The 21,398-nt window shown below is 64.1% G+C and carries 19 protein-coding genes; 5 read left to right on the plus strand and 14 right to left on the minus strand.

The window, feature by feature from the left end; translation table 11 throughout:
* Positions 1–20: 20 nt before the first annotated feature.
* From QA645_RS30045 to QA645_RS30060, 4 genes are all read right to left on the minus strand, one after another.
* A complete protein-coding gene (locus QA645_RS30045) occupies positions 21–2,387 on the minus strand; it encodes an MMPL family transporter (protein ID WP_283044968.1) in 2,367 nt (788 codons plus the stop codon).
* 205 nt (positions 2,388–2,592) lie between these two features.
* Positions 2,593–3,378: an ethanolamine ammonia-lyase subunit EutC gene (eutC, locus tag QA645_RS30050; RefSeq protein WP_283044969.1), complete on the minus strand. Its 786-nt coding sequence runs from the start codon at positions 3,376–3,378 to the stop codon at positions 2,593–2,595.
* Positions 3,375–4,961 (minus strand): B12-binding domain-containing radical SAM protein, encoded by a 1,587-nt coding sequence (locus QA645_RS30055; protein WP_283044970.1) that lies wholly within the window; start codon positions 4,959–4,961, stop codon positions 3,375–3,377. Before QA645_RS30055 ends, eutC begins: the two co-directional genes overlap by 4 nt.
* 171 nt (positions 4,962–5,132) lie before the next feature.
* Complete coding sequence (locus QA645_RS30060) at positions 5,133–6,515, minus strand: ethanolamine ammonia-lyase subunit EutB (RefSeq protein WP_283044971.1); 1,383 nt, start codon at positions 6,513–6,515, stop codon at positions 5,133–5,135.
* A 219-nt stretch (positions 6,516–6,734) separates the two neighbouring features.
* Between QA645_RS30060 and QA645_RS30065 the strand changes: the two genes are divergently transcribed.
* Positions 6,735–8,465, plus strand: a complete 1,731-nt coding sequence (locus tag QA645_RS30065; protein WP_283044972.1) for a methyl-accepting chemotaxis protein — start codon at positions 6,735–6,737, stop codon at positions 8,463–8,465.
* 227 nt (positions 8,466–8,692) lie between these two features.
* Here QA645_RS30065 and QA645_RS30070 read toward each other — a convergent pair whose 3' ends face one another.
* Positions 8,693–9,010: an antibiotic biosynthesis monooxygenase gene (locus QA645_RS30070; RefSeq protein WP_256568469.1), complete on the minus strand. Its 318-nt coding sequence runs from the start codon at positions 9,008–9,010 to the stop codon at positions 8,693–8,695.
* A gap of 211 nt (positions 9,011–9,221) precedes the next feature.
* On the opposite strand from QA645_RS30070, the gene QA645_RS30075 reads away from it, so the two are divergent.
* The 3 genes from QA645_RS30075 (at position 9,222) to QA645_RS30085 (ending at position 11,942) form a co-directional block, all read left to right on the plus strand.
* Complete coding sequence (locus tag QA645_RS30075; RefSeq protein WP_283044973.1) at positions 9,222–9,719, plus strand: DUF417 family protein; 498 nt, start codon at positions 9,222–9,224, stop codon at positions 9,717–9,719.
* Between the two features lie 111 nt (positions 9,720–9,830).
* Positions 9,831–10,283 carry a low molecular weight phosphatase family protein gene (locus QA645_RS30080; protein WP_283044974.1) on the plus strand — a complete coding sequence of 151 codons (453 nt, stop codon included), beginning with the start codon at positions 9,831–9,833 and terminating at the stop codon, positions 10,281–10,283.
* A gap of 141 nt (positions 10,284–10,424) precedes the next feature.
* Positions 10,425–11,942 carry a M81 family metallopeptidase gene (locus QA645_RS30085; RefSeq protein ID WP_283044975.1) on the plus strand — a complete coding sequence of 506 codons (1,518 nt, stop codon included), beginning with the start codon at positions 10,425–10,427 and terminating at the stop codon, positions 11,940–11,942.
* A gap of 30 nt (positions 11,943–11,972) precedes the next feature.
* Here QA645_RS30085 and QA645_RS30090 read toward each other — a convergent pair whose 3' ends face one another.
* From QA645_RS30090 to QA645_RS30100, 3 genes are read right to left on the minus strand one after another with little or no spacing between them, the layout of a single operon-like run.
* Positions 11,973–12,989 carry a zinc-dependent alcohol dehydrogenase family protein gene (locus tag QA645_RS30090; RefSeq protein WP_283044976.1) on the minus strand — a complete coding sequence of 339 codons (1,017 nt, stop codon included), beginning with the start codon at positions 12,987–12,989 and terminating at the stop codon, positions 11,973–11,975.
* Entirely contained in the window at positions 12,989–13,405 is a 417-nt protein-coding gene (locus QA645_RS30095; protein ID WP_283044977.1) for a cupin domain-containing protein, read from the minus strand. The genes QA645_RS30090 and QA645_RS30095 overlap by 1 nt, the downstream gene beginning before the upstream one ends.
* Positions 13,406–13,429: 24 nt before the next feature.
* Positions 13,430–14,659 (minus strand): MFS transporter, encoded by a 1,230-nt coding sequence (locus QA645_RS30100; RefSeq protein ID WP_283044978.1) that lies wholly within the window; start codon positions 14,657–14,659, stop codon positions 13,430–13,432.
* Positions 14,660–14,786: 127 nt separating this feature from the next.
* Here QA645_RS30100 and QA645_RS30105 point away from each other — a divergent pair, with 127 nt between their 5' ends.
* The gene (locus QA645_RS30105; RefSeq protein ID WP_283044979.1) at positions 14,787–15,695 is read left to right on the plus strand and encodes a LysR family transcriptional regulator; all 909 of its coding nucleotides are present in this window, start codon (positions 14,787–14,789) and stop codon (positions 15,693–15,695) included.
* A 171-nt stretch (positions 15,696–15,866) separates the two neighbouring features.
* Here QA645_RS30105 and QA645_RS30110 read toward each other — a convergent pair whose 3' ends face one another.
* The 6 genes from QA645_RS30110 to QA645_RS30135 form a co-directional block, all read right to left on the minus strand.
* Positions 15,867–16,391: an AAA family ATPase gene (locus QA645_RS30110; protein ID WP_283044980.1), complete on the minus strand. Its 525-nt coding sequence runs from the start codon at positions 16,389–16,391 to the stop codon at positions 15,867–15,869.
* A 434-nt stretch (positions 16,392–16,825) separates the two neighbouring features.
* Positions 16,826–17,089 (minus strand): hypothetical protein, encoded by a 264-nt coding sequence (locus tag QA645_RS30115; RefSeq protein WP_283044981.1) that lies wholly within the window; start codon positions 17,087–17,089, stop codon positions 16,826–16,828.
* Between the two features lie 89 nt (positions 17,090–17,178).
* A complete protein-coding gene (locus tag QA645_RS30120) occupies positions 17,179–17,670 on the minus strand; it encodes a septal ring lytic transglycosylase RlpA family protein (protein WP_283044982.1) in 492 nt (163 codons plus the stop codon).
* A gap of 416 nt (positions 17,671–18,086) precedes the next feature.
* On the minus strand, positions 18,087–19,316 hold the full coding sequence (locus tag QA645_RS30125) for an acyl-CoA dehydrogenase family protein (RefSeq protein ID WP_283044983.1): 1,230 nt from the start codon (positions 19,314–19,316) through the stop codon (positions 18,087–18,089).
* 153 nt (positions 19,317–19,469) lie between these two features.
* Positions 19,470–20,681 (minus strand): ABC transporter substrate-binding protein, encoded by a 1,212-nt coding sequence (locus QA645_RS30130; RefSeq protein WP_283044984.1) that lies wholly within the window; start codon positions 20,679–20,681, stop codon positions 19,470–19,472.
* A 117-nt stretch (positions 20,682–20,798) separates the two neighbouring features.
* Positions 20,799–21,374 carry an HdeD family acid-resistance protein gene (locus QA645_RS30135; protein ID WP_254130080.1) on the minus strand — a complete coding sequence of 192 codons (576 nt, stop codon included), beginning with the start codon at positions 21,372–21,374 and terminating at the stop codon, positions 20,799–20,801.
* Between the last annotated feature and the right edge of the window lie 24 nt (positions 21,375–21,398).

The following is a 21,398-nucleotide window of genomic DNA, read 5'->3' on the forward strand; positions in this document are numbered from 1 at the left end:
GGCGGCGTCTGCCGCCCCGCTCAGATCGCCGGCTTGTCGGGGCCCTGAAGCTTGGCGTGCAGGTTGATCAGCCACATCGCGGTCGGCCGCAGGATGAAGAGGTCGGCCACCAGCGCCGCCACCATCGAGAAGGCGCTGAGCCAGCCGAACAGCCGAAGCGACGGCAGGTCCGAGAACACGGTGACGACGAGGCCACTGGCCAGGACCACCGTGGTCAGGATCAGCGCCGGGCCGACCAGAACCGTCGCACGTTCGACCGCCAGCGCCGAACCGACGCCCGGCTTGCTCTCCAATCGCAGGCGATTGAGGAAGTGGATGGTGGCGCTCAAGCCCAGGCCGAACGAGACGGTGAGCGCAACGACGCTGGCGAATTGCAACCCCTCGCCCATCGCCCACAGCACCGTTCCCGACATCACCACCGGGAAAATGCCTGGCAGGATGCAGGCAAACATCACCACCCAGGAACGGAAGGCGAGGCCGATGAAGATCGCGACCAGCGCGAATTCGACGGTGAGACCGCGGTTCAGCTTCTCGATCATGCCGGCCGAATTGCGTGCCGCGATGGCGGCGAGACCGGTGACGGCAACCTCGTAGCCGGGATGCTTCTTGCGGACGGCGTCGAGCTCGGAGTCGAGCTTGTCGACGATCGGCAGGAGCTGGCTGGAGTCCTTGTCCGGCACGCGGCCAGCCACGACCACCGCATCCTGCTCGGCATCGATGAAGCGTCGCACCAGATGCTCGGGAATGACGTTCACATATTCCTTGAGGGTTGCGACATCGTCGCTGCCGGCCTTTTCCGCCAGCCAGCGGCGCAGCGTCTCCAGCGACCAGACATTGCCCACGCCGGCCGCCTTCTCCACGGTCGCATGCACGTCGGCGATGGTTTGCAGCGTTTCCGGCGAGTAGAGCGTTTCGCCCTTGGGAAGCTGGATCAGGACGTTCACCGGATTGGCGCCGGTCAGCTTGGCGTCGAGCCGGTTGCTGGCGGCGACCGCCTGGCGCTTGTCGGGCACCTGGTCGGCGAGCCGGTAGCGCGGCTGAAGATTGGCGTAGACGACGCCGAGGCCGGCGACGAACAGCAGTGCGATCAGGCTGAACAGGCCGGGCCGGCCGACCATGCGCACCGCGATCCAGTAGCAGAAATTGCGCAGCGCCTGCACGCCGGCATCCGCGCTCTGGAACTTGACCGCAAAGAGCTTCTCGTTGCGTACGAACAGCACGCCGAACACCGGCACCAGCGACAGCACCGTGACCAGCGCGATGATGGTCGCGGCGAGACCTGCTTCACCGAATTTGCGGATCAGGTCGGAATCGGAGAACTGGAGCGCGATGAAGGAAATGCCGGCGGTGCCATGCGTCAGCACGCAGGCCGGGCCCACCACCAGCACCGCATTCTTGAACGCGGTGAACTTGTCCTGGCCCGCGATCAGCCGGTCACGCGCGGCAAAGGTAAGCTGCATCGAGTCCGAGAACGAGATCACCATGATGAGCGGCGTCATCACGTTCAGGAACATGTTGAGATTGAAATTCGCCCAGCCGAGCGCACCGAGTGCAATCAGGATCGCGATCATCGGGGGGAACGCCGCCACCACCATGAACGAGATCTTGCGGAAGAAGATGATGGCGATGACGCAGCCGGCGAGAATGCCGAGGATGTTGTAGGTGAGGCCGTCGCGCTCGACCGCGTTGCGGATCTCGAGCTGCATCACCGGCACGCCGGAGAGCTGCACGCTGAGCCCGGTGTCGCCGAGATCCTCCTTCATCAATGCGCGGATGTCGCCAACGGTCTTGGTGAGCTTGTTGGAGGCGACCACTGCCGGATCGAGCGACAGCACGATCAGCGCGAGCGTACCGTCCTCGGACAAGAGCTTGCCGCGGATGATCTCGTTGTTTTTGACGGTCTCGATGAACTGGTCATAGGCCGCGCCTTCGGGCAGCTCGGCCGGGAACAACGCGGCCGGCAACTTGCCCGGCGCCGGCGCCTGGCGCGCCGAGAACAGCGAGACCAGGCCGCGGGTGCCTTCGACCAGCTGCATGTCGGTGACGAAGTCGCGCAGCTTCTCGAGGTTCTTCCGTGCCAGGAGTTTCTGGCCTTCGACCACGACGAGGACGTCGAATTCCTCTGCCGGGAACTTCTTGGTCACCGCTTCATACTGGCGGAATTCCGGTGTGTTGGAGCGGAACAGCTGCGACAGCGAATCGTCGATCTTGATCCGATAGATGCCGAACACCGCGGCAACGATCAGCGCGAGCAGGATGATGCAGGAGACGATCGGCGCGCGGACTGCGATCAGCCCGATGCGCTCCAGCCCGAAGGCGATGGAGGACGTAGGCCCCTGCTCGACCTTGTCGACATGAACCTCATTCTCGCGGTGCTTTTCGAGCATGCCTTGTCCAGTTCCTAAATCGGTTCGGTCAGTGAGCTTATTGCGCCCCGCGAACGGCTTGAAAACGCCATACCAATGGGAGGCTTGCCCGTTGAAAATGCGCGGAAAATCGCCGGCAGCGGTTTAGCAGGTGATGAGCCCGACTCGCAAGCACGCCAAGGGTCTCCAAATCGATCAAGATGCGGCGATTTTGCCGAATTGCCCGTCATTCGGGCAAAGCCGTGCCGATTCGACGCGGCGCGCGGTCGGCGCTCTCGTCCTTGAGCGCCACGCCCGTGACCTCCCGCGCCAGTCCCTCGCGGACCAGCCAGGCGATCTTGAGCGCGGCCTCATGATGGCTCAACCCAGCCTTGTGGATGTTCGACACGCAGTTGCGCTCCGCATCGGTCAGTCCGGGCTTCGGCGCGAAGGTCAGATACGCACCAAGGCTGTCGGGCGCGGACAGGCCAGGCCGCTCGCCGATCAGCATCAAAACCATGCGCGCCCCGAGAATGGCCCCGATCTCGTCGCCGAGCGCAACCCGCGCGCCTGAGGCGACGACGACATGGCCGATCGCGACATCGTCGCCTTCGCCGAGCAGCGGCAGCAGGCTTTGCAGCAGCGCGACTGCATGGGCCTGGACCGCCGCCGCAGACAGTCCGTCGCCGATGACGATTGCAAGCTGGCACGGTGCGATGGCGCCATCGGCCAGCGCTGCGGCGGAGCCGGCATCGAGCTGCCGTCCGAGATCCGGCCGGCGCAGGTAATCCCCGCGATCGGCGGCCCGGCTCGTGACCTCGGTGGCGCCAAGGCCGAGCGCCCTCACCCCGGCAACCAGACCCGGCGCGTCGAAGGCGGCGTGCACGGCATCGCGGGCACGGGCATGGGCCAACGTGAAATCGAGCAGCGGTTTGGTCGGCAGGCTCGCGCCACTGCGCCCGAGCGCGACGCGCGCGGGCGTGAACGATCGCAGGTCGACGGTCGGGCGCGCCGGGACGGGCTTGTCGCTCATTCGGCGGGAACGGACGCTTCGCGCAGTCGGATCGAATAGTTCGACGCGTTCTGCTTGCCGCTCGATGCCGCCCGCGCAAAGGTGATGAGGTGATGCGCGATCAAGGTGCAGCCGATCAGGCCTTCGATGTCACCGCGGCGGATCCGCCCCAGCGCGAATTTCCAGAACACCCGCCTGTAGTCGCCGAGCACGCCGACCTTCCAGAAGATATTGCGCAGCATGACGAGCCCGCGCCTGACGTTCGGCCAGGTCTTCATCTCGTCCGGCACCGGCATCTTGAGGCGATGGGGATAAACCTCGTCGCATTGATACTGGAAGCGCGCATAGACCTTCTCGGGCTCGTAAGCGACGCTCATGGCGTGCTTCCAGGATGCGACGACCTCGTCATAAGGCAGCAGGAAGTTGACGTTGGAATCGCGCCCCTCGTCATCGACCAGGCGCCCTTCCTTTTCCAATCGGTCCCACAGCGGCGTCTTCGGCAGCGCCTGAAGCAGGTTGATCGTGAGCAGCGGAATCCGGGACTCCTCGACGAAGGCGAGCAGAGCCTCCGACGTGTTCGGCTTGTCGGTATCGAGCCCCATGATGATGCCGGACACCACCTCCATGCCGTAGGAGTTGATGGTGCGCACGCCTTCCAGGATCGGGACCATCATGTTGTGGTCCTTGTGCATCGCCTTCAGCGCGTCCGGGTCCGGCGTCTCGATGCCGCAGAAAATGGTGATGAAATAGGCCTCACGCATCTTCTTGAGGATCTCGGGACGCTTGGCGATGTTGAGCGTCGCCTCGCAGGCAAGCCGCACCACATAGCCGGTTTTCTTCTGCCATTCGATCAGATGCGGCAGCAAATCCGACGCCGCCTTGCGGTTGCCGATGAAATTGTCGTCGACGAAATAGACGGTGTCGGTCATGCCGCATTCGCGCAGACGATCGAGCTCGGCGATGATCTGTTCCGGAGACTTGATGCGCGGGTTGCGCCCGTAGAGGCCGGGGATGTCGCAGAACTCGCACTCATACGGACAGCCGCTGGAATACTGGATGCTGCCGAGGAAATAGCGTTTCACGTCGGCGAGCTCGTAGGCCGGGATCGGAAACTCCGTCATCGGCACGCGGTCCTTGGTCGTCAGCACGACTTGGCTCTCGGGGCGCGATGTATCGCGCGCCAAAATCTCGAACAGCTGATTGGTGGCGTCGCCGAGCTCGCCGACATGGAGATAGTCGAACGACGGGTAATAGTCCGGGCAGGCGCTGACCGACGGACCGCCGAGCGCGACCGGCAGGTCGAACTCATGGGCGCGGCGGCAGATGTCGTTCATCTGCTGGCGCTGGATGTGCATGCCGCTGACGAAGACGGCTTCCGCCCATTCGAACTCTTCCTTCGTCGCACGGCGAAGATTTTCGTCGACGAATTTGACCTGCCACTCCTTCGGCAGATAGGCCGCGAGCAGCAGCAGGCCCTGCGGCGGCATGAAGGCTCGGACGCCGTCGGTCAGCGGATAGGAATGCTCGAAGGTGCCGAAAGATGAAGTGTAACGCGGGAAGACGCAGAGAATATGCCGGCTCGTTCCGTTGCTTTCAGCGCGCATCGAACTTCCCCCAACCACGTTCCACGAACGGTACTGACGAGGTCTCCAGAAACATAGCGTAACGCTGCAACCGGAATTCCTCAATATTGTGGCACCGAACTAATTCGTGAGACGCGCCAATGGTTTCCCCGGTTCACGCCGGCAGATGGAAGTTTTTCGCGGGATTTTTGGTCATGCGATCAACCGGGAGGCGAAATCGGGCAACAGGCCTGCGTCGCGGGCAAGCCGGAAGTCGGGACCCGCAATCCCGGTCCGGACCAGCCAGTCGTCGAACTCGGGCGCCCGGGCCGCGCCGAAGACGTCGCGGACATAGAGCGCATCGTGGAAGGAGGTGGACTGGTAGTTCAGCATGACGTCGTCGGCGCCGGGCACCCCCATGATGAAAGTGACGCCGGCAGCCGCGAGCAGCGTCAGGAGGTTGTCCATGTCGTCCTGGTCCGCCTCGGCATGGTTGGTGTAGCAGATGTCGATGCCGAGCGGCAGGCCGAGCAGCTTGCCGCAGAAATGATCCTCCAGTCCCGCCCGGATGATCTCCTTGCCGTCATAGAGATATTCCGGGCCGATGAAGCCGACCACGCTGTTGACCAGCAACGGCGCATAGGCACGGGCGACCGCATAGGCGCGCGCCTCGCAGGTCTGCTGGTCGACGCCGTGGTGGGCATTGGCCGACAGCGCCGAGCCCTGCCCGGTCTCGAAATACATCACGTTCTCGCCGACTGTGCCGCGCTTTTGCGACAGCCCGGCCTCGTGCGCCTCCTTCAGCAATGCGAGGTCGATGCCGAAGCTGCGGTTGGCGGCCTCGGTGCCGGCGACCGACTGGAAGACGAGGTCGACCGGCACGCCCTGCCCGATCAGCGAAAGCGTCGTGGTGACATGAGTGAGCACACAGCCCTGCGTCGGGATCTTCAACCGAGCGATGACCTCGTCCAGGAGCCGCAACAATTGCGCGATGACGGCCGGATCGTCGCTCGCCGGATTGATGCCGATGCAGGCATCGCCGGCCCCGAGCAGCAGCCCGTCGAGGATCGAGGCGGTGATGCCCCTGGCATCGTCGAAGGGATGGTTGGGCTGCAGCCGCGTGCTCATCCGGCCCTTCAGGCCGATGGTGTTGCGGAAGGCAGTGACGACCTCGCATTTCCGCGCCGCCAGGATCATGTCCTGGTTGCGCATCAGCTTCGACACCGCGGCCGCCATCTCCGGCGTGATGCCGGGCGCGAGCTTGCGCAGGACCTCCGACGTGGCGGCGTCCGACAGCAGCCAGTCGCGGAAAGCTCCGACCGTCAGCGAGGCCACGGGGGCAAACGCCTTGGCGTCATGGCTGTCGATGACGAGGCGGGTGACCTCGTCGGCCTCGTAGGGGATCACGGCCTCGTTGAGGAATTGACTTAAGGGAACGTCCGCCAGCGCCATCCGCGCGGCGATCATCTGCTCGGCGGTCCCAGCGGCAATGCCGGCCAGCCGGTCGCCGGAGCGCGGCGGCGTCGCCTTGGCGAGGAGGTCGCGCAGGTCGGGGAAGGTGTAGGTCGTGGCGTCGATCGTATGGCGGTAGACCAAAGGCAGCTCCGCAGGTTCATCGGCCAGTGACCGACTCCAAGGCGATCCGAAGATTATACCCCCGGATCAAGACGCTGAAATATCTTACCTTTCCTTCGACCAAGGGCGAAGGGGGCCCAGGGCCGCGTTAACGCCGCGTCCATCTTCATTCTGCATAGTTTTGCATCATTTTTGACGATCGCGCGTCCGGCCACTCCCGGCCATTCGGGCCCCTGCACCATGACATCAGACCGATCTGGGAATGCCGCCGGCCTGGCCGGCCGCTTCTCGCTGGCGACCAAGCTCTACGCGATCTTCGCGTTGTTCGCCCTGCTCACCGCGGCGATCGCGATGCTGTCCGACTACAACAGCCGCCGCAGCGCCGAGCTGACCAGCGCGATCGAGACGGCCAATGCGGCGGCGCTGAACGTCGAGCGCGTCAACTCGCTGGTCTATGCGGTCGTGATGGAGTCGCGCGGCGTCTACATGTCGAGCGAGCCGGCGGTGGTGAAGAAATACGGCGAGGGCCTGCTCAAGTTCAACGAGCAGATCCTCAATGTGGTGAAAGGCTGGGAGACCATCGTCAAGGCTGACGATTCCGAGCAGTTCGCCACTTTCAAGAAGCGCATCGAGCAGTTCGTCGACTTCCGCAAGGAGCTCGTGCGCCGCGGCGTCGAGATCAATGCGGCCGCGGGCCGCGAATGGGGCGACAACGACGCCAACCGCGCCGTGCGCTCCGCGCTGAACAAGGATCTCGAGGCGCTCTCCAAGGTCTATGCCGAGCGCGCCAGGCAGATCGCACGCGAGACCGAGACCAACCGCACGCTGTCCTTCGTGCTGACCTGCCTCGGCGGCGTCGCGCTGGCGCTGGTCGTGATCGGCATCATCATCATCGCCCGCTCGATCGCGCGGCCGCTCGCCGCGATCACCGCGACCATCAAGCAGGTTGCCGACGGCGCCGAGAACGTCGTGGTGCCGCACTCCGGCCGCGCCGACGAGATCGGCGCGCTCGCCCGCGCCATCGAGGTGTTCCAGGACGCGATGGGCCGCAACCGCAACCTCGCCTCGCAGGTCTCGCGGGATTCCGCCGCACGCGAAGAGCGCGCGCGCCACATCGAGCAGTCCGTCGACGCGTTCCGCGAGGCGATCGGCGCGATCATGCGCGGGCTGAGCGACAACGCCTCCGTCATGCGCGAGACCGCGCAGACCATCACCCGCGTCACTGCGGATGCCAACAGCCGCGCCGGCACGGCGGCCAGCGCCACCGAGCAGGCTTCGAACAACGTCACCGCGGTGGCGGGTGCAGCCGAGGAACTGTCGGCGTCGGTGGAAGAGATCGGCCGCCAGGTGCGGCAGTCCGCAAGCGCCGTCGAGCAGACCGGCCAGCGCACCGAAAAATCGATCGCCGAGATCGAAAGCCTCGCCGCAGCCACGCAGCGCATCGACGGCGTGCTGACCCTCATCCAGACGATCGCCGAGCAGACCAACCTGCTGGCGCTCAACGCCACCATCGAGGCCGCCCGCGCCGGCGATGCCGGCCGCGGCTTTGCCGTCGTTGCGCATGAAGTGAAGGCACTGGCCGGTCAGACCGCGAAAGCGACCGCCGACATCAGCGAGAACGTCGCGATGATCCAGTCCTCCACCCGCAACGCGGTCGACGCCGTCCGCGAGATCGGCGGCGCGGTGCGCGAGATCAACGAGGTGACATCGGCGATTGCCGGCGCCGTCGGCCAGCAGGATGCGGCGACGCGCGAGATCTCCTCCAACGCGCAATCGGCAGCACAGGGCAACGAGACGCTGGTCGCCAACATCACCTCGCTGCGCGACGCCATCGGCGAGACCGACACGGCGGCGACCTCGGTGCTGACGGCGGCGAGCAGCCTGACCTCGACGGCGGACACGCTGTCGCGCGAGGTGGAAAAATTCTTCCAGAACCTGCGCTCGGACAGCCGCATCGCCAAGGCCGGGTGATCGCGGGCGTCTGCCGGCTCCGGGCAGGCCGCTCAAACCAAAAACGCGAAAACAACCCGATGCACAGTAGGCGCGGCAAGCCCCACGCCACACGACTACTGATTTTACGAAATCAATTTGACACGTCGGGCAAAACACCGGCATGATGTCATCATGGGTGCCCCCGAACCTCAGGCGACGACTGAACACGCCTACCGCAGACACCGTCCGGCACGGCCCCGGCCGCATCACCCGTGCTCGAACGGGCCAACTTCGCGGATGACTCGGCAGATCTGCAAAAATCCACTGGCGTAGAATTCGGCATGACCTCGCTTCATGGCTTCGATATGTTCGGGATGGGTCCGCCAGCCTTCGAGCGCCTGTTCCGAGGCGAAGCGAAACACGGTGATTTCCTCCCCGTCATCCGCCTTGAATGATTTCACGGACTGAAATCCCGGAAGGCCGCTCACGATCTCATACATGCGCTCACCGAGGCGATCGTACGCATCCCCCGACGCGCCGTCTCGCAGCTTGAGATCTCCGATCACGATCACCTCACCAAGCATTGTCGTTCTCCGTATTGAATTCGAGCCCAGGAGAGAGTTCGGGGGCAAACGGCCATTATTACGTTTCGAGATCAATTATTCCCGCGCTCCACGACAATTTTCGCCAGGGCTGCACGCACACAATCGTGAACTGAAACGCGCGCAGCGCACGTAACGAGCCCGGGAGCGCGACCGTACCGCCAGCAATGAATGCATCATCAAAGGCGGTGAAATGACAGAGCTAGCAAGAACAAACTTCCATATCGCAGAGGACGGGGCTGGGTCGTATCGACCGCTGGCGATCCTGCGCTGGGTCATGGTCGTGATCTTCGTGTCGTTCGGCATGCAGAAGTTCACGCCGCAGTCGGCCCAAGGCATCGCGCAATTCATCAGCAACAGCCCGTTTGTCTCGTGGCTATCGATCTTCGGATTGCGAGGCGAAGCCTACTTTCTCGGCGTCACCGAACTCGTGATTGCGGCCTTGCTGGCTGCCGGTGCATTCAGCCCGATCCTCTCGGCGCTGGGATCATTGATGGGCGTGGTCACTTTCGCCGTCACGTGGTCGTTCTTTTTCACCACGCCTGGCGTCGTGACATGGAGCATCTCGACCGACCCCATGGCCTGGAATCTGGCAGGCGAGTTCCTGTTCAAGGACATTGTGCTGTTTTGCGTCTGCGTCGTGCTGCTGCTGGCGTCACTGCCGCAGGTCGTTACGAGGCTGCGCTGTTGAGGGCTCAAAGAGCTACGTGTCACTCGGCGCGGATCCGTGCTAGCTTGTTCTTGCAGGACCACATGACCGCCAGCTGGCATGGGGCAGATCGTTGATGGAATCACGGCTCGAATGAACAAGACCAATCGCGTGCTGTTTCTCTGCACGGGCAACTACTATCGAAGCCGCTACGCCGAAGAGCTGTTCAACCATCAGGCCGGGCGCGAAGGGCTGGGTTGGCATGCCTTCTCGCGCGGCGTCGCCGACAAGCTCTTCCCTGAAAACGTGGGGCCGATGTCGCCCTACACGTTGAACGCCTTGCAGGCCAAAGGCATCGCGCCGGGAGGCGCTGCGCGCGGTCCGGTGCTTTGCACCGTCGCCGACTTCGCGGAGGCGAAGCTTGTGGTCGCGCTGAAGGACGCCGAGCATCGGCCGATGATCGAGCGTCGCTTTGCCGACGTTTCCCATCGCGTCGAATACTGGAACGTGGACGATATCGAGTTCCTCGATCCGCCAACGGCGCTGGGCAAGATCGACGAGCTGGTTGGGCGGCTGATCGGGAGCCTGCAGAGCCACGACCGATAGCGGCAAGCCTATTGCACTAGCCTATTGCATATGGCGCAGGGCGTGGCGAGGATGCATCGCGGCAGGCAGGAGATCGATGCGTGCCGACGCGGCTGAGCTTTCGCCGGATTGGATGAAGCAAGACCAAAAAAGGGAAATTCCATGAGTCAGACGCGGCGCGTTCTCTCGGCACAGGTCGCCCACGAGACCAACACTTTCTCGATCGTTCCGACGACGCTCGAGGATTATCGCAAGCGGCTGTTTCTGCGTGATGCCGAGATCGCCGCCGCGCTGGCCGACACCAGGATGGAGATCGCCGCGCATCTGGCCGCAGCCAGACGTTACGGCTGGACCCTGGTGCAGCCGGTCGCCGCCGCGGCCACCCCATCCGGAAAGGTGACGGCCGAGTGCTGGGCCGAATTGCAGCGCCTGGTCTTTGATGCCTGCGAAACGGGGCCGTTCGACGGCGTCATCCTCGCATTGCACGGCGCAATGGTGACCGAGACCGACGACGACGCCGAGGGGGCGCTGCTCGAAGGATTGCGCAAGCGTCTCGGCGAAAAAATCCCGATTGCGGTGACGCTCGATCTGCATGCCAACGTCACTGAACGCATGGGCCGGCTGGCCAGCATCATGCTGCCCTACCGCACCTACCCGCACATCGACCAATATGAGACGGCGTTTCGCGCCGCTGAACTGCTGCAATCGGCGATGGACGGCGCGACCCGCCCGAAAGTGTTCCGCCTGCAGGGACCGCTGCTCGACGGATGCAATCACGGGCGGACCCAGGGCGGGGTGATGAGCGACCTGCTGGTGCGCGCCGCGGACATGCAGGCGCAAACGCCCGGCCTTTTGTCCGTCGATGTCTGCGCCGGCTTCAGCCGCGCTGATATTGCCGAGGTCGGCCCCAGCGTTCAGGTCACCTATGATGCCTCCCACAACGCCGCCGAAGCGGCCGCGCGGCAGGCCGCAACCGCGCTCCAGGACGAGATGATCCGCCGGCGCGCCGAGGTCACCGTCACACCGCTGGACTTGCCGACCGCAATGAGGCTTGCCGCCGCAGCCGCGGCTGATGTTGCGGATACCCGCCCCCTCGTGATCGGCGATTTCAGCGACAACCCGGGCTCGGGCGCCTACGGCGACGGTGTCCGCCTGCTGGAGGCGCTGCTGCAAGCTGACATCCGAAGCGTGCTGTTCGGCGTCCTCGGCGATCCCGAAGCCGCGGCGCGCTGCCATTCCGCTGGACTTGGGGCCAGCCTGGATGTCGTTGTCGGCGCCAAGCGGCATCCCGCCAGCTACGGACCTCCGCTCACGCTCACGGGGCGGGTGACCGGCCTGTCGGACGGCGCCTTCGTCTGCGAGGGGCCGATGAATGCCGGTCAGCCCATGACGCTTGGGCCCGCGGCCTTGCTCGAGGTCAACGGCATCTCGATCGCGATCTCGACCAACACGCTGCAGACCTACGATCAGGAAATGTTCCGAATTCTCGGCGCAGAACCGGCTCAATTCCGGATCGTCGCAGTCAAGTCTGCGCACCACTTCCGGGCTGCCTTCGGGCCTATGGCCAAGGAGGTGATCCTGGCCGACAGCGGCGGCCTTGCCACCAACGATCACAGCAAGCTGTCCTACCGAAAAGTCCGCCGTCCCATCTGGCCGCTCGACGAAATTCCGCCGGGCTGAATCTCGTCGCTCAGGCGCCCTGCCCCACCGTCACACCGTCAGCATCGTCTTGATCGCGCGGCGCTCGTCCATGGCCTTGTAGCCTTCGGCGACCTGATCGATCGGCAGCGTGAGATCGAACACCTTGCCCGGCTGAATTCGTCCATTGAGCACCCGCTCCATGAGATCGGGCAGGAACCGCCGCACCGGAGCGGGACCGCCCAGCATGCGCCGCTGCCCGAAGAATAGCGCCTGGCCATCGAAGGTCACGCCATGGGGAACGCCGACATAGCCGATCGTGCCACCCGGACGCGTGCACTCGATGGCCTGTGACATGGCTTCCTGCGTACCGACGCATTCGAGCACCGAGTCGGCGCCGATGCCCCCGGTCAGCTCCTTGACGCGCGCGATGCCTTCGGCGCCACGCTCGACGACGATATCGGTGGCGCCGAACTCCCGGGCCAGATCCTGCCGCGTCTTGTGGCGACTCATGGCGATGATGCGCTCCGCGCCCATCTCTTTCGCTGCAAGCACACCCATGAGGCCGACAGCACCGTCGCCGACCACCGCGACCACCGAGCCTTGCTTTACGTTCGCAGCGTCTGCCGCGTACCAGCCGGTCCCGAGCACGTCGGAGGTCGCGAGCAGATGCGGGACGAGATCGCGTCCCGGCATCTCGCTGGTCGCAACCAGCGTGCCATCGGCGAGCGCAACGCGCGCGTAGGGAGCCTGCGCGCCCGACATGAACTCCCGCTGCTCACACGACGACTGGAAACCGAATTTGCAATGCGGGCAGGTGTTGTCCGAAAGGCAAAACGAGCCGACGACGAACTGGCCGGGCCTGATGGTCCGCACGGCGCTGCCGACCTCGATCACAACGCCGCAATATTCATGCCCCATATGAGCGGGGCCTTCCTTCGGCTGTAGCCCGCGATAGGGCCAGAGGTCGGAACCGCAGATGCAGGTGGCCGACAGCTTGATGATGGCGTCGGTCGGGTGAATGATCCTGGGATCGTCGACGGTTTCATAGCGGACATCGCCGGGCCCATGGAGGACGGTTGCTTTCATTATCGGTCTCCGTTGGCGGCAGCTGCGCCGTACTGTTCGTCGCTGACCTTTTCCATCCATTCGACCGGGCTGCCGTTAAGCGCCTCCTGGATGGCGATATGGCTCATGGCCGTCTGTTGTGACGCCCCGTGCCAGTGCTTCTCGCCGGGCTCGAACGAGACCACGTCGCCTGGCCGGATATCCTCGATCGGGCCGTCCCAACGCTGCACGCAGCCGCGGCCGGACGTGACGATGAGGGTTTGACCGAACGGGTGCGTATGCCACGCCGTGCGCGCGCCGGGCTCGAACGTGACGTGGTTGCCGGCGACACGCGACGGATCTGTGGCCGGAAACAGGGGATCGATACGGACCGTGCCGGTGAAATACTCCGCCGGAGCCCGCATCGACGCCTGGGAGCCTGCTTGTCGAATCTGCATCTGTTGCCTCCTTGATGAGTTGCGTTATGGAGTGGCGCTCGCCGGCACGCAGGCGGCGCACTGCGAGTCCGCTTTCACCTTGCGGCGCAGCGCTCCGATCAGAATGACGATCGAAGAGAGCACGAGGACGACGGCACTGAACAGGAACGTGGCGCGATATCCGCTGCCGTCGAACAGCACACCGCCGCCTGCTGCGCCCAACGTGATCGCGAGCTGAACCACCGCGACCATCAGGCCTCCGCCTGCTTCCGCGTCATCCGGTAAGGCCTTGCTGAGCCAGGTCCACCAGCCGACCGGTGCAGCAGTGCCGACGAAACCCCAAAGGAACATCAGCGCCGTCGTGGCGCCAAGTGAACTGCCAAACACCGTGAGGGCGACGGCCATCGCGGCCATTGCGAACGGCATGACCACCAGCAAGGTGTAAAGACGTTGCCGTACGATCATCCCGATCAACGACGTGCCGACGAGACCGGCCACGCCCATCACGAGCAGCAACGCCGAAATGGTCGTGACGTCGATGCGCGTGATCGTTTCGAAGAACGGCCGCAGATAGGTGAACAGCGAGAACTGCCCGAGGAAGAACAACGCCGCTGCAAGCATCCCGTAGGGCACTTCCGGTCGGCGCAGGACCTTGAAGGCGGCCGCCGCGCCTGCGCGCTCCTGGCTCGGCATCTTCGGTAGCGTGACGAATTGCCAAAGCAGGGTCAGCGCCGCGATCGGCACGACGCAAAAGAACGCACCCCGCCAGCCGATATATTGCCCGAGGAAGCTCCCCATGGGCGCGGCAATCGTCGTCGCCAGCGCGTTTCCTCCATTAAGAACCGCGAGTGCACGCGGCACGTCCTTCGCGGGCACGATGCGGATCATGGTCGCGGCGGACATCGACCAGAAACCGCCGACGGCCATGCCGACCAAGGCGCGCCCGAGCATGAAGACAGGGTAGTTCGGCGCGAGGGCCACGACGACGCCGGAAACCAGCGTGATACTCGTGAGCCCCAGCAGCACCGATCGGCGATCGATCCCGCGCGTCGAAGCCGAGATGAAAAGACTGGTGAGAATAGCAAACAGGCCGGAGATGGAAATGGCTTGCCCGGCCTGTCCTTCCGTCAGCTGGAGAGTGTCCGCAATCGGCGTGAGCAGGCTCACCGGCATCCATTCGGTTGCGACGAGCGTCGAGGCGCAAAGAGACACGGCGAAAACCGCACTCCATGCGGCCATCGGCTGCACTGTCTTCTGATCTGTCGTGACGTCCATAGGGGTTCCGTATGTAAGCGCCCAAGCCCGGCGCCGTTCATCGCAACACATAGAGCCCCGTGCGGCGTTCGATTAGCCGATATAATTTGCTTGCATTAATCGATGCAGGCCATGAATAGTAACGGCCATGGCAGCTCAGGATTTCAACGATCTGCTGGCTTTCGTGGCGGTCGCCCGCGAGCGCAGCTTCACGAAGGCCGCCGCCAAACTGGGCGTCGTGCAGTCGACGCTCAGCCATACGATCAAGCGGCTGGAATCGCAGATGGGCCTGCGGCTTCTCACGCGCACGACCCGAAGCGTCGGCCTGACCGAGGCCGGCGAGCGACTGCAGCAGTCAGTCGCACCGCGCATCGAGGAGATCGAGCGCGATATCGCCGCGCTGATGTCGCTGCGCGACACGCCGTCCGGCACCATCCGGATCACGCTCTCGGACCACGCGCTGGACAAGGTGGTCTGGCCGAAGCTGGCGCCGGTGCTAAAAAAGTATCCCGACATCAAGGTCGAGTTCAGCCTCGACACGGCCTTTCGCAACATCGTCGAAGACGGTTTCGATGCCGGCATCCGCCTCGGCGAGAGCGTCGAGAAGGACATGATCGCCGTGCGCGTCGGCCCGGATTGGCGGCTGGTCGCGGTCGCCTCGCCTGCCTATCTGAAACAGCATCCGAAGCCGAAGCATCCGCAGGATCTCCTCGATCACGTCTGCATCAAGCGGCGCGCGGCGGCCGGTGGCCATTATGTGTGGGAGTTCGCCAAAAACGGTCCCGACCTCCGGGTGCGGGTCGAGGGGCAACTGACCTTCAACGACTCCCGCGCCATGATCGAGGCAGCCGTGAACGGCTTTGGCATCGCCTACCTTCCCGAGGACATGGTGACGCGGCAGGTCCGGTCCGGCGAGCTCGTCATCGTGCTCGACGACTGGTCGCCGAAATTCGACGGCTACTACATCTATTATCCGACCTCGCGGCAGAACTCGGCGGCGTTCAAGGTGATCGTCGACGCGCTCCGCTACAACGAAGCGCGAAGAAAGCGCGGCTGACCGCGCTTTTTCGTGCTCCAAAAACGAAAAGCCCCGGCACGAAGGCCGAGGCTTGCGATCCAGTCCGCGTACATCCGGCGAACCAACCGTCGAATGAAACACTAGCCGCGAATCTTGAACGGATGATGACGGGATCGTGCTGACAAAATGTCGCGCGGGCGTGAAGCCGGATCACCCGATCCCGTCGCGAACATAGTTCTCGGCACGTTCGAGCAGGTGATCGATCGAATCATTGGCGGTATCGAGCACCAGACGGTCGCGATCCCATGACTCATAGTGCCGGTCGACGATGTCCTGCCAGCTCGGCAGTTTGAGGCCCGCGATGTCGGACGCGCGTGCTTCCGCGCGCTGCCGGTGCAGAGCCACGTCGCTGCAGATCACTTCGATCTCGGCGATGCGCGCCGATGCCTGCATCGCCGTTTGCCGCCAGCCGTCACGGCTGGCCTGCACCGGATTGACGCAGTCCGCGACAACCACGCGGCCGAGCCGCAGATTTTCTCCCGCCAGTGCATTGGCGATGACGTAGCCCATCGGGCCGACGTCCCGGCCCGCCGCGCGCAGGGTCTGTTCGATCGCGTCGACGCGGATATAGGTCGCGGCCATCCGTCGCGTCAGTTCGCGCGAGAGCGTGGTCTTCCCGGTGCCGGGAAGGCCGCCGAAGACGATGAGGGTGGGAATGGGATGTTGACCTGCCATGCCTCATCATCCATCGGCATGCTGCAGCCTGCAATGGGCCGCGCAGGCCCATCGTCTCAGAGCATCATTCTCAGAGCATCATGGAGGCGATGGCTATCAGGCCGATGGCGGTCAGGCCCCAAACCAGCGAATGCAAAGCCCACGGCCGCATCGTTGCACCCCGCTTGCATGTCCTGCCGATGACAGGAAATACCCGCGCAGGGGTCGCCAGTTGAGATAGATCAATGGAGCAATACGAGCGCGGACACGGCGACGACGGTGAAAACGCCGGCCGCAATGGTCACCACACGCACGATCAACTCAATGCCCATGCCCGAACTTAACCGATGATCGAGTCAAGGACCTGTGCAGTTTGTGCCAAAACGTCCATTGGGAGATTTACGGGCGACGGCAGGTCTCGTTCGCCGCGGGGCCAAGCAGGTAAGTTGTTCAGCCTATTTCGGCAGGCATTCCACGTTGTAGGCGATGATGATCTGACTTGGATCGGCCTTTCCCAGGCTCTTCAGATCTTCCAGGCCGCTCTTCAACCTGGCTCCCGCCTGACTCAAGCTCGCCTCGAGCGTCGACTTGGCCGCCTTGCACCGCTCCTCGGTCGAGAATTCCTGAAACACGACGGTCGGCAGCAGCCGCCATTCGGCCCGGTCGTTGGTCGCGGCCGGACTGACCGAATAGGAAAACACGTACATCAGGACCCACATGACGGGGCTCCGGTGCGATGCGGACGGGATGGCGCAATTGCATCGCGCCATCCCGCGGCATGTCCTCGTTGATCCAGATCAACGAACGTTCAGCCAACCGGCCCGCAAGTCCAGTCGTCGCCGGCCAGCGGCGTGACCGTCACGTCGGGAATGACTCCGAGCTCCATGCTCGGATCGAAATGGCGCATGGTCCGTTCGTTGAGATCGATGATGCGGCCGGGCCTGAGCGGCCCGACGTCATTGATCTTGACGATGACCTTCTTGCCGATGGCCTCGACCAGCGCGAATTTCGGTCTCGCACCGAATTGGACACCACCGAATTTCTGACGAAGGCTCGTCTTGATCGCAGCCGTCCAGACCTCGGGATCATAGCGCTCGCCCGAGGCTGTCTTTGGACCGCCTTCCTCCTTGCCGGGCTTGAATGGATTATACGTGGATGCTGCGCCGACGATCCCCTTGCCCGAGGCGGCATCGACGACGGCACTTGAATGAACCCCAACTGTTTCACTACGAGCAACGCTGACAGAAACGGCAAGCGTAGCCAGGGCGCCGCAAATTGCGGCGCTCGAGCGGAACACCATTACATCTCCTTTGATTTTCGATCGTCCGGTTCCCGAGGCCGCAGAACCTGGTCAAGCAAACGCGGAAGCGTTTTGAACTTGCGCCAGTCTTTTGCGGATTCGCGCCAACCCCTGGCTGTGGAACCGTCGCAGGAACCAGAGCGGTCCCGCACAGTGTTTTCGTTGTCGACGTCTAAGACAGGGAATGCGTCAGCAACATGACTCCGAAGAATCGCGCAGCACGACATCCGGAGTCTTACGTGGTCAGCGACATCAATGCATGGCGCAGCGCGCGCGAAAACCGCAATGACGCCACACTGCAGCCACGCTGCATGTCGTTGTTTCGCAACGATCAGCGCTCACGCAGCTACTGCGAACTCACGGAAAGCAGCGGAGATTCGACTTCAAATTGCGATGACGACGAGGCGCCAACCTCGCTACCCCATCACGCCGCCGCGCTTGATCAGCTCCTTGCCGACAGCGGCGAGATGCACCTGATCCGGGCCATCACCGATGCGGATGAAGCGCGCATAGACGTAAGCACGCGCGAGGAACGTATCCTGCGAGACGCCGGCGGCGCCGTGGATCTGGATGGCGCGATCGATCACGCGGGCGGCCATGCTGGGCACCACGATCTTGGCCGCGGCGATCAGGTCACGCGCAGCCTTGTTGCCTTCGCGGTCCATCTTGTCGGCGGCCTGCAGCGTGAGCAGTCGCGCCTGCGCGATCTCGCAGAAGGAATGCGCAATGTCCTCGCGCACCGAGCCCTGCTCGGCGAGCGGCTTGCCGAACGCAACGCGTGAGACCGAGCGCTGGCACATCAATTCGAGGGCACGCTGGGCGCAGCCGATCAGCCGCATGCAATGATGGATGCGGCCGGGGCCGAGCCGGCCTTGCGCGATCTCGAAGCCGCGGCCCTCGCCGAGCAGCATGTTCTCGGCGGGCACGCGGACATTCTCGTAGACGATCTCGGGATGGCCGACCGGCGCGTCGTCATAGCCATAGGTGAGCATGTCCCTGATGATGCGGACGCCGGGCGTCGCTCTCGGCACCAGGATCATGGATTGCTGGCGATGACGATCAGGGTCGTCGGGCGCGGTCTTGCCCATCACGATCAGGATCTCGCAATCCTCGTTCATCGCGCCCGAGGTGAACCACTTCCGCCCGTTGATGACGTAGTCGTCGCCGTCGCGCGTGATCGCACACTGGATGTTGGTGGCATCGCTGGAGGCGACCTGCGGCTCGGTCATCGAGAAACCGGAGCGGATGCGGCCTTCCAGCAGCGGCTTCAGCCAGCGCTCCTGCTGCGCCTTGGTGCCGTAATTGGCGAGCACCTCCATGTTGCCGACATCGGGCGCCGAGCAATTGAACACTTCGGGCGCCCAGAGGATGCGGCCCATGATCTCCTTCACGGGCGCGTATTCGAGATTGGTCAGGCCGGTGTTGTTAAAGTCTTGGCCGTGCTCGCCCGACAGAAACAGGTTCCAGAGCCCCTGCTCCCGCGCCAGCCGTTTCAGATCCTGCAGGACTTGCGGCGTCTTGTAGCGCGCGGCTTCCGGCTTCACCTGCTCGTAATAGAGCTCCTCGACCGGCTCGACATGCGTCCGCATGAACCGGCCGACGCGCTCCTGCAGCTCCAGCGAACGGGCGGAGTGTTGAAAGTCCATGATGGTCTCCTGTTCGCTTGGTCGCGCGTCGGTCTCGTAGGGTGGGCAAAGCGAAGCGTGCCCACGCATTTCTTTCTATCGAGAGAGGTCGTGGGCACGGCGCAAGGGCGCCTTTGCCCACCCTACGAGTGCGGACTCGCGGAGAGATCCGCCTCACGTCCCCCGCAGCAGCTCGCTCGCAACCACCCAGTCATTGCCGTCGAACTGCAGCATGTAGCCGTCCTTGATCGGGCGGAAATCCTGCGGCGTGGTGTTGAGCGTGATCCCCGGCAGCAGCAGCGACAGTGGCACATTCTTCAGGTTCGAGGCCTGCGCCATGATGTTCTCGCGCGTCAGATTGTCCTTGCACTGCTTCAACACCACCACCAGCGCTTCGGCCACCGTATAGCCGTAGAGCGCGGCGACGTTGTTGATGTCGGCATTGGGCAGGCGCCGCTTCATGAAGTCGATATAGGCCGACATCGCCGGATCGTCCTTCGGCTCGGCCGTGAACGGCTTGAGCGAGCCGAGCGACAGCACGCCCTTGCCGGCGTCGAGGCCGGCCGGCGCCATCACGGTCGCCTTGTTGGCGCAGCCGGAGGCCAGGAAGCGCGTCGGCTGCCAGCCGACCTCATGCGCTTTTCGGATCGCCTGCGCGCAGGCGCGCGGCGTCACCGAGTAGATCATGAAGACGTCGGCCTTGGTGTTGGCCAGCGTCAGCACCTGGGAATCGACGGTGGGATCGGTGACCTCGAAGCTCGAGGCCATCGCGATCGCCTTGTCGGCGTCAGCGCCGAGCGCTTCCTTGACGCCGCGAAAATATTCCTTGCCGGCGTCGTCGTTCTGGTAGAGCACGGCGAAGCGCGCATTCGGGTTCTTGGCGCGGGCATAGGCCACGTCGATCGCGGCCTCGCTGGTGTAGTTCGGCGCCCAGGGCAGCGCCATCGACCACGGCATGTTGGCGGGATCGTTCCACTTCGAGGCCGAGCTGATCAAGAACAGCTGCGGCACCTTGTTGCTGTTGAGATATTTCGCGATCGCCGAGCTTGGCGCGGTCCCCATGGTCGCGAAGATGAAGGCGACGCCGTCGCCCTCGACCAGCCGCCGCGCCGCTTCCATGGTCTTCGGCGGCGAGAAGGCGTCGTCGAGCGACAACAGATTGAGCTTGCGGCCGTTGACGCCGCCCTTCTCGTTGATCTCTTCGAAATAGGCCGACAGCACCCGCCCGGTGATGCCGAGCGGCGACGCCGGCCCGCTATAGGGCATCGTGTTGCCGATCTTGATCTCGGTGTCGGTGACCCCTGGACCGTAGGATTTCTGTGCGGAGGCAGGCGCGGACAGACAGGCGGCAGCCAGCGCTGCGGCCAGGACCAAAGCGGCTTTCATGGTTTCTCCCCGGAGCTTCATCGTCCGCGCGAGGCGACCGCGCGGCGTGCTGCCTTTTGCCAGCGCGTCAGCTCAGCGGAGTTCCGCAAGATGGTCTTGCGTCGAGTTGCTGATCGATCAACCGCGCCGCTTCATGCTGAAGCCGAGGCTGATCCAGCCGGCGCCCGCCATGATCAGATCGATGCCGAGGAACAGGCCGAGGATGTAGACACTGTTGACCGGCCAGCGTGCCAGGATCAACAGCCCAAGCAGCAGCGTGATGATCGCGGACAGCGCGACCCAGACCCACGGGCTCTCGCGCTTCATGCTGAAAGCGAGGAACAGCCGCACCGCGCCGGAGGCGAGCAGCGAAGCACCCAGGAACAGCGTCAGCAGCGCTGCTGCGAACAACGGGTTCTCGAAGGTCAGGAAGCCCGCGACGATGTAGAGCGCGCCGAGCAGGGCCCAGAGCGTGAACTTGCCCCAGCTCTTCATCTGGAAGGCGCCGATCACCTCGGTGAACCCTGCGACGACCATCATCGCACCGACCACGAGCACGCTCGCCACCGTCGCCATCACCATGCTGCCGAGCGCGATGAAGCCGGTGACGAGATAGACGACGCCGAGGGCGACGATCCAGCCCCATTTGGCGTGCAGCGCAGCAAGGCCCGAGCCGAGGCCGAGGTTGGGAGACGTATCCGAAGCGCTTGTCATGACGGCTACTCCTGAATGTGAAGA

The sequence above is a fragment of the Bradyrhizobium sp. CIAT3101 genome (assembly GCF_029714945.1).
Classification (GTDB): Bacteria; Pseudomonadota; Alphaproteobacteria; order Rhizobiales; family Xanthobacteraceae; genus Bradyrhizobium.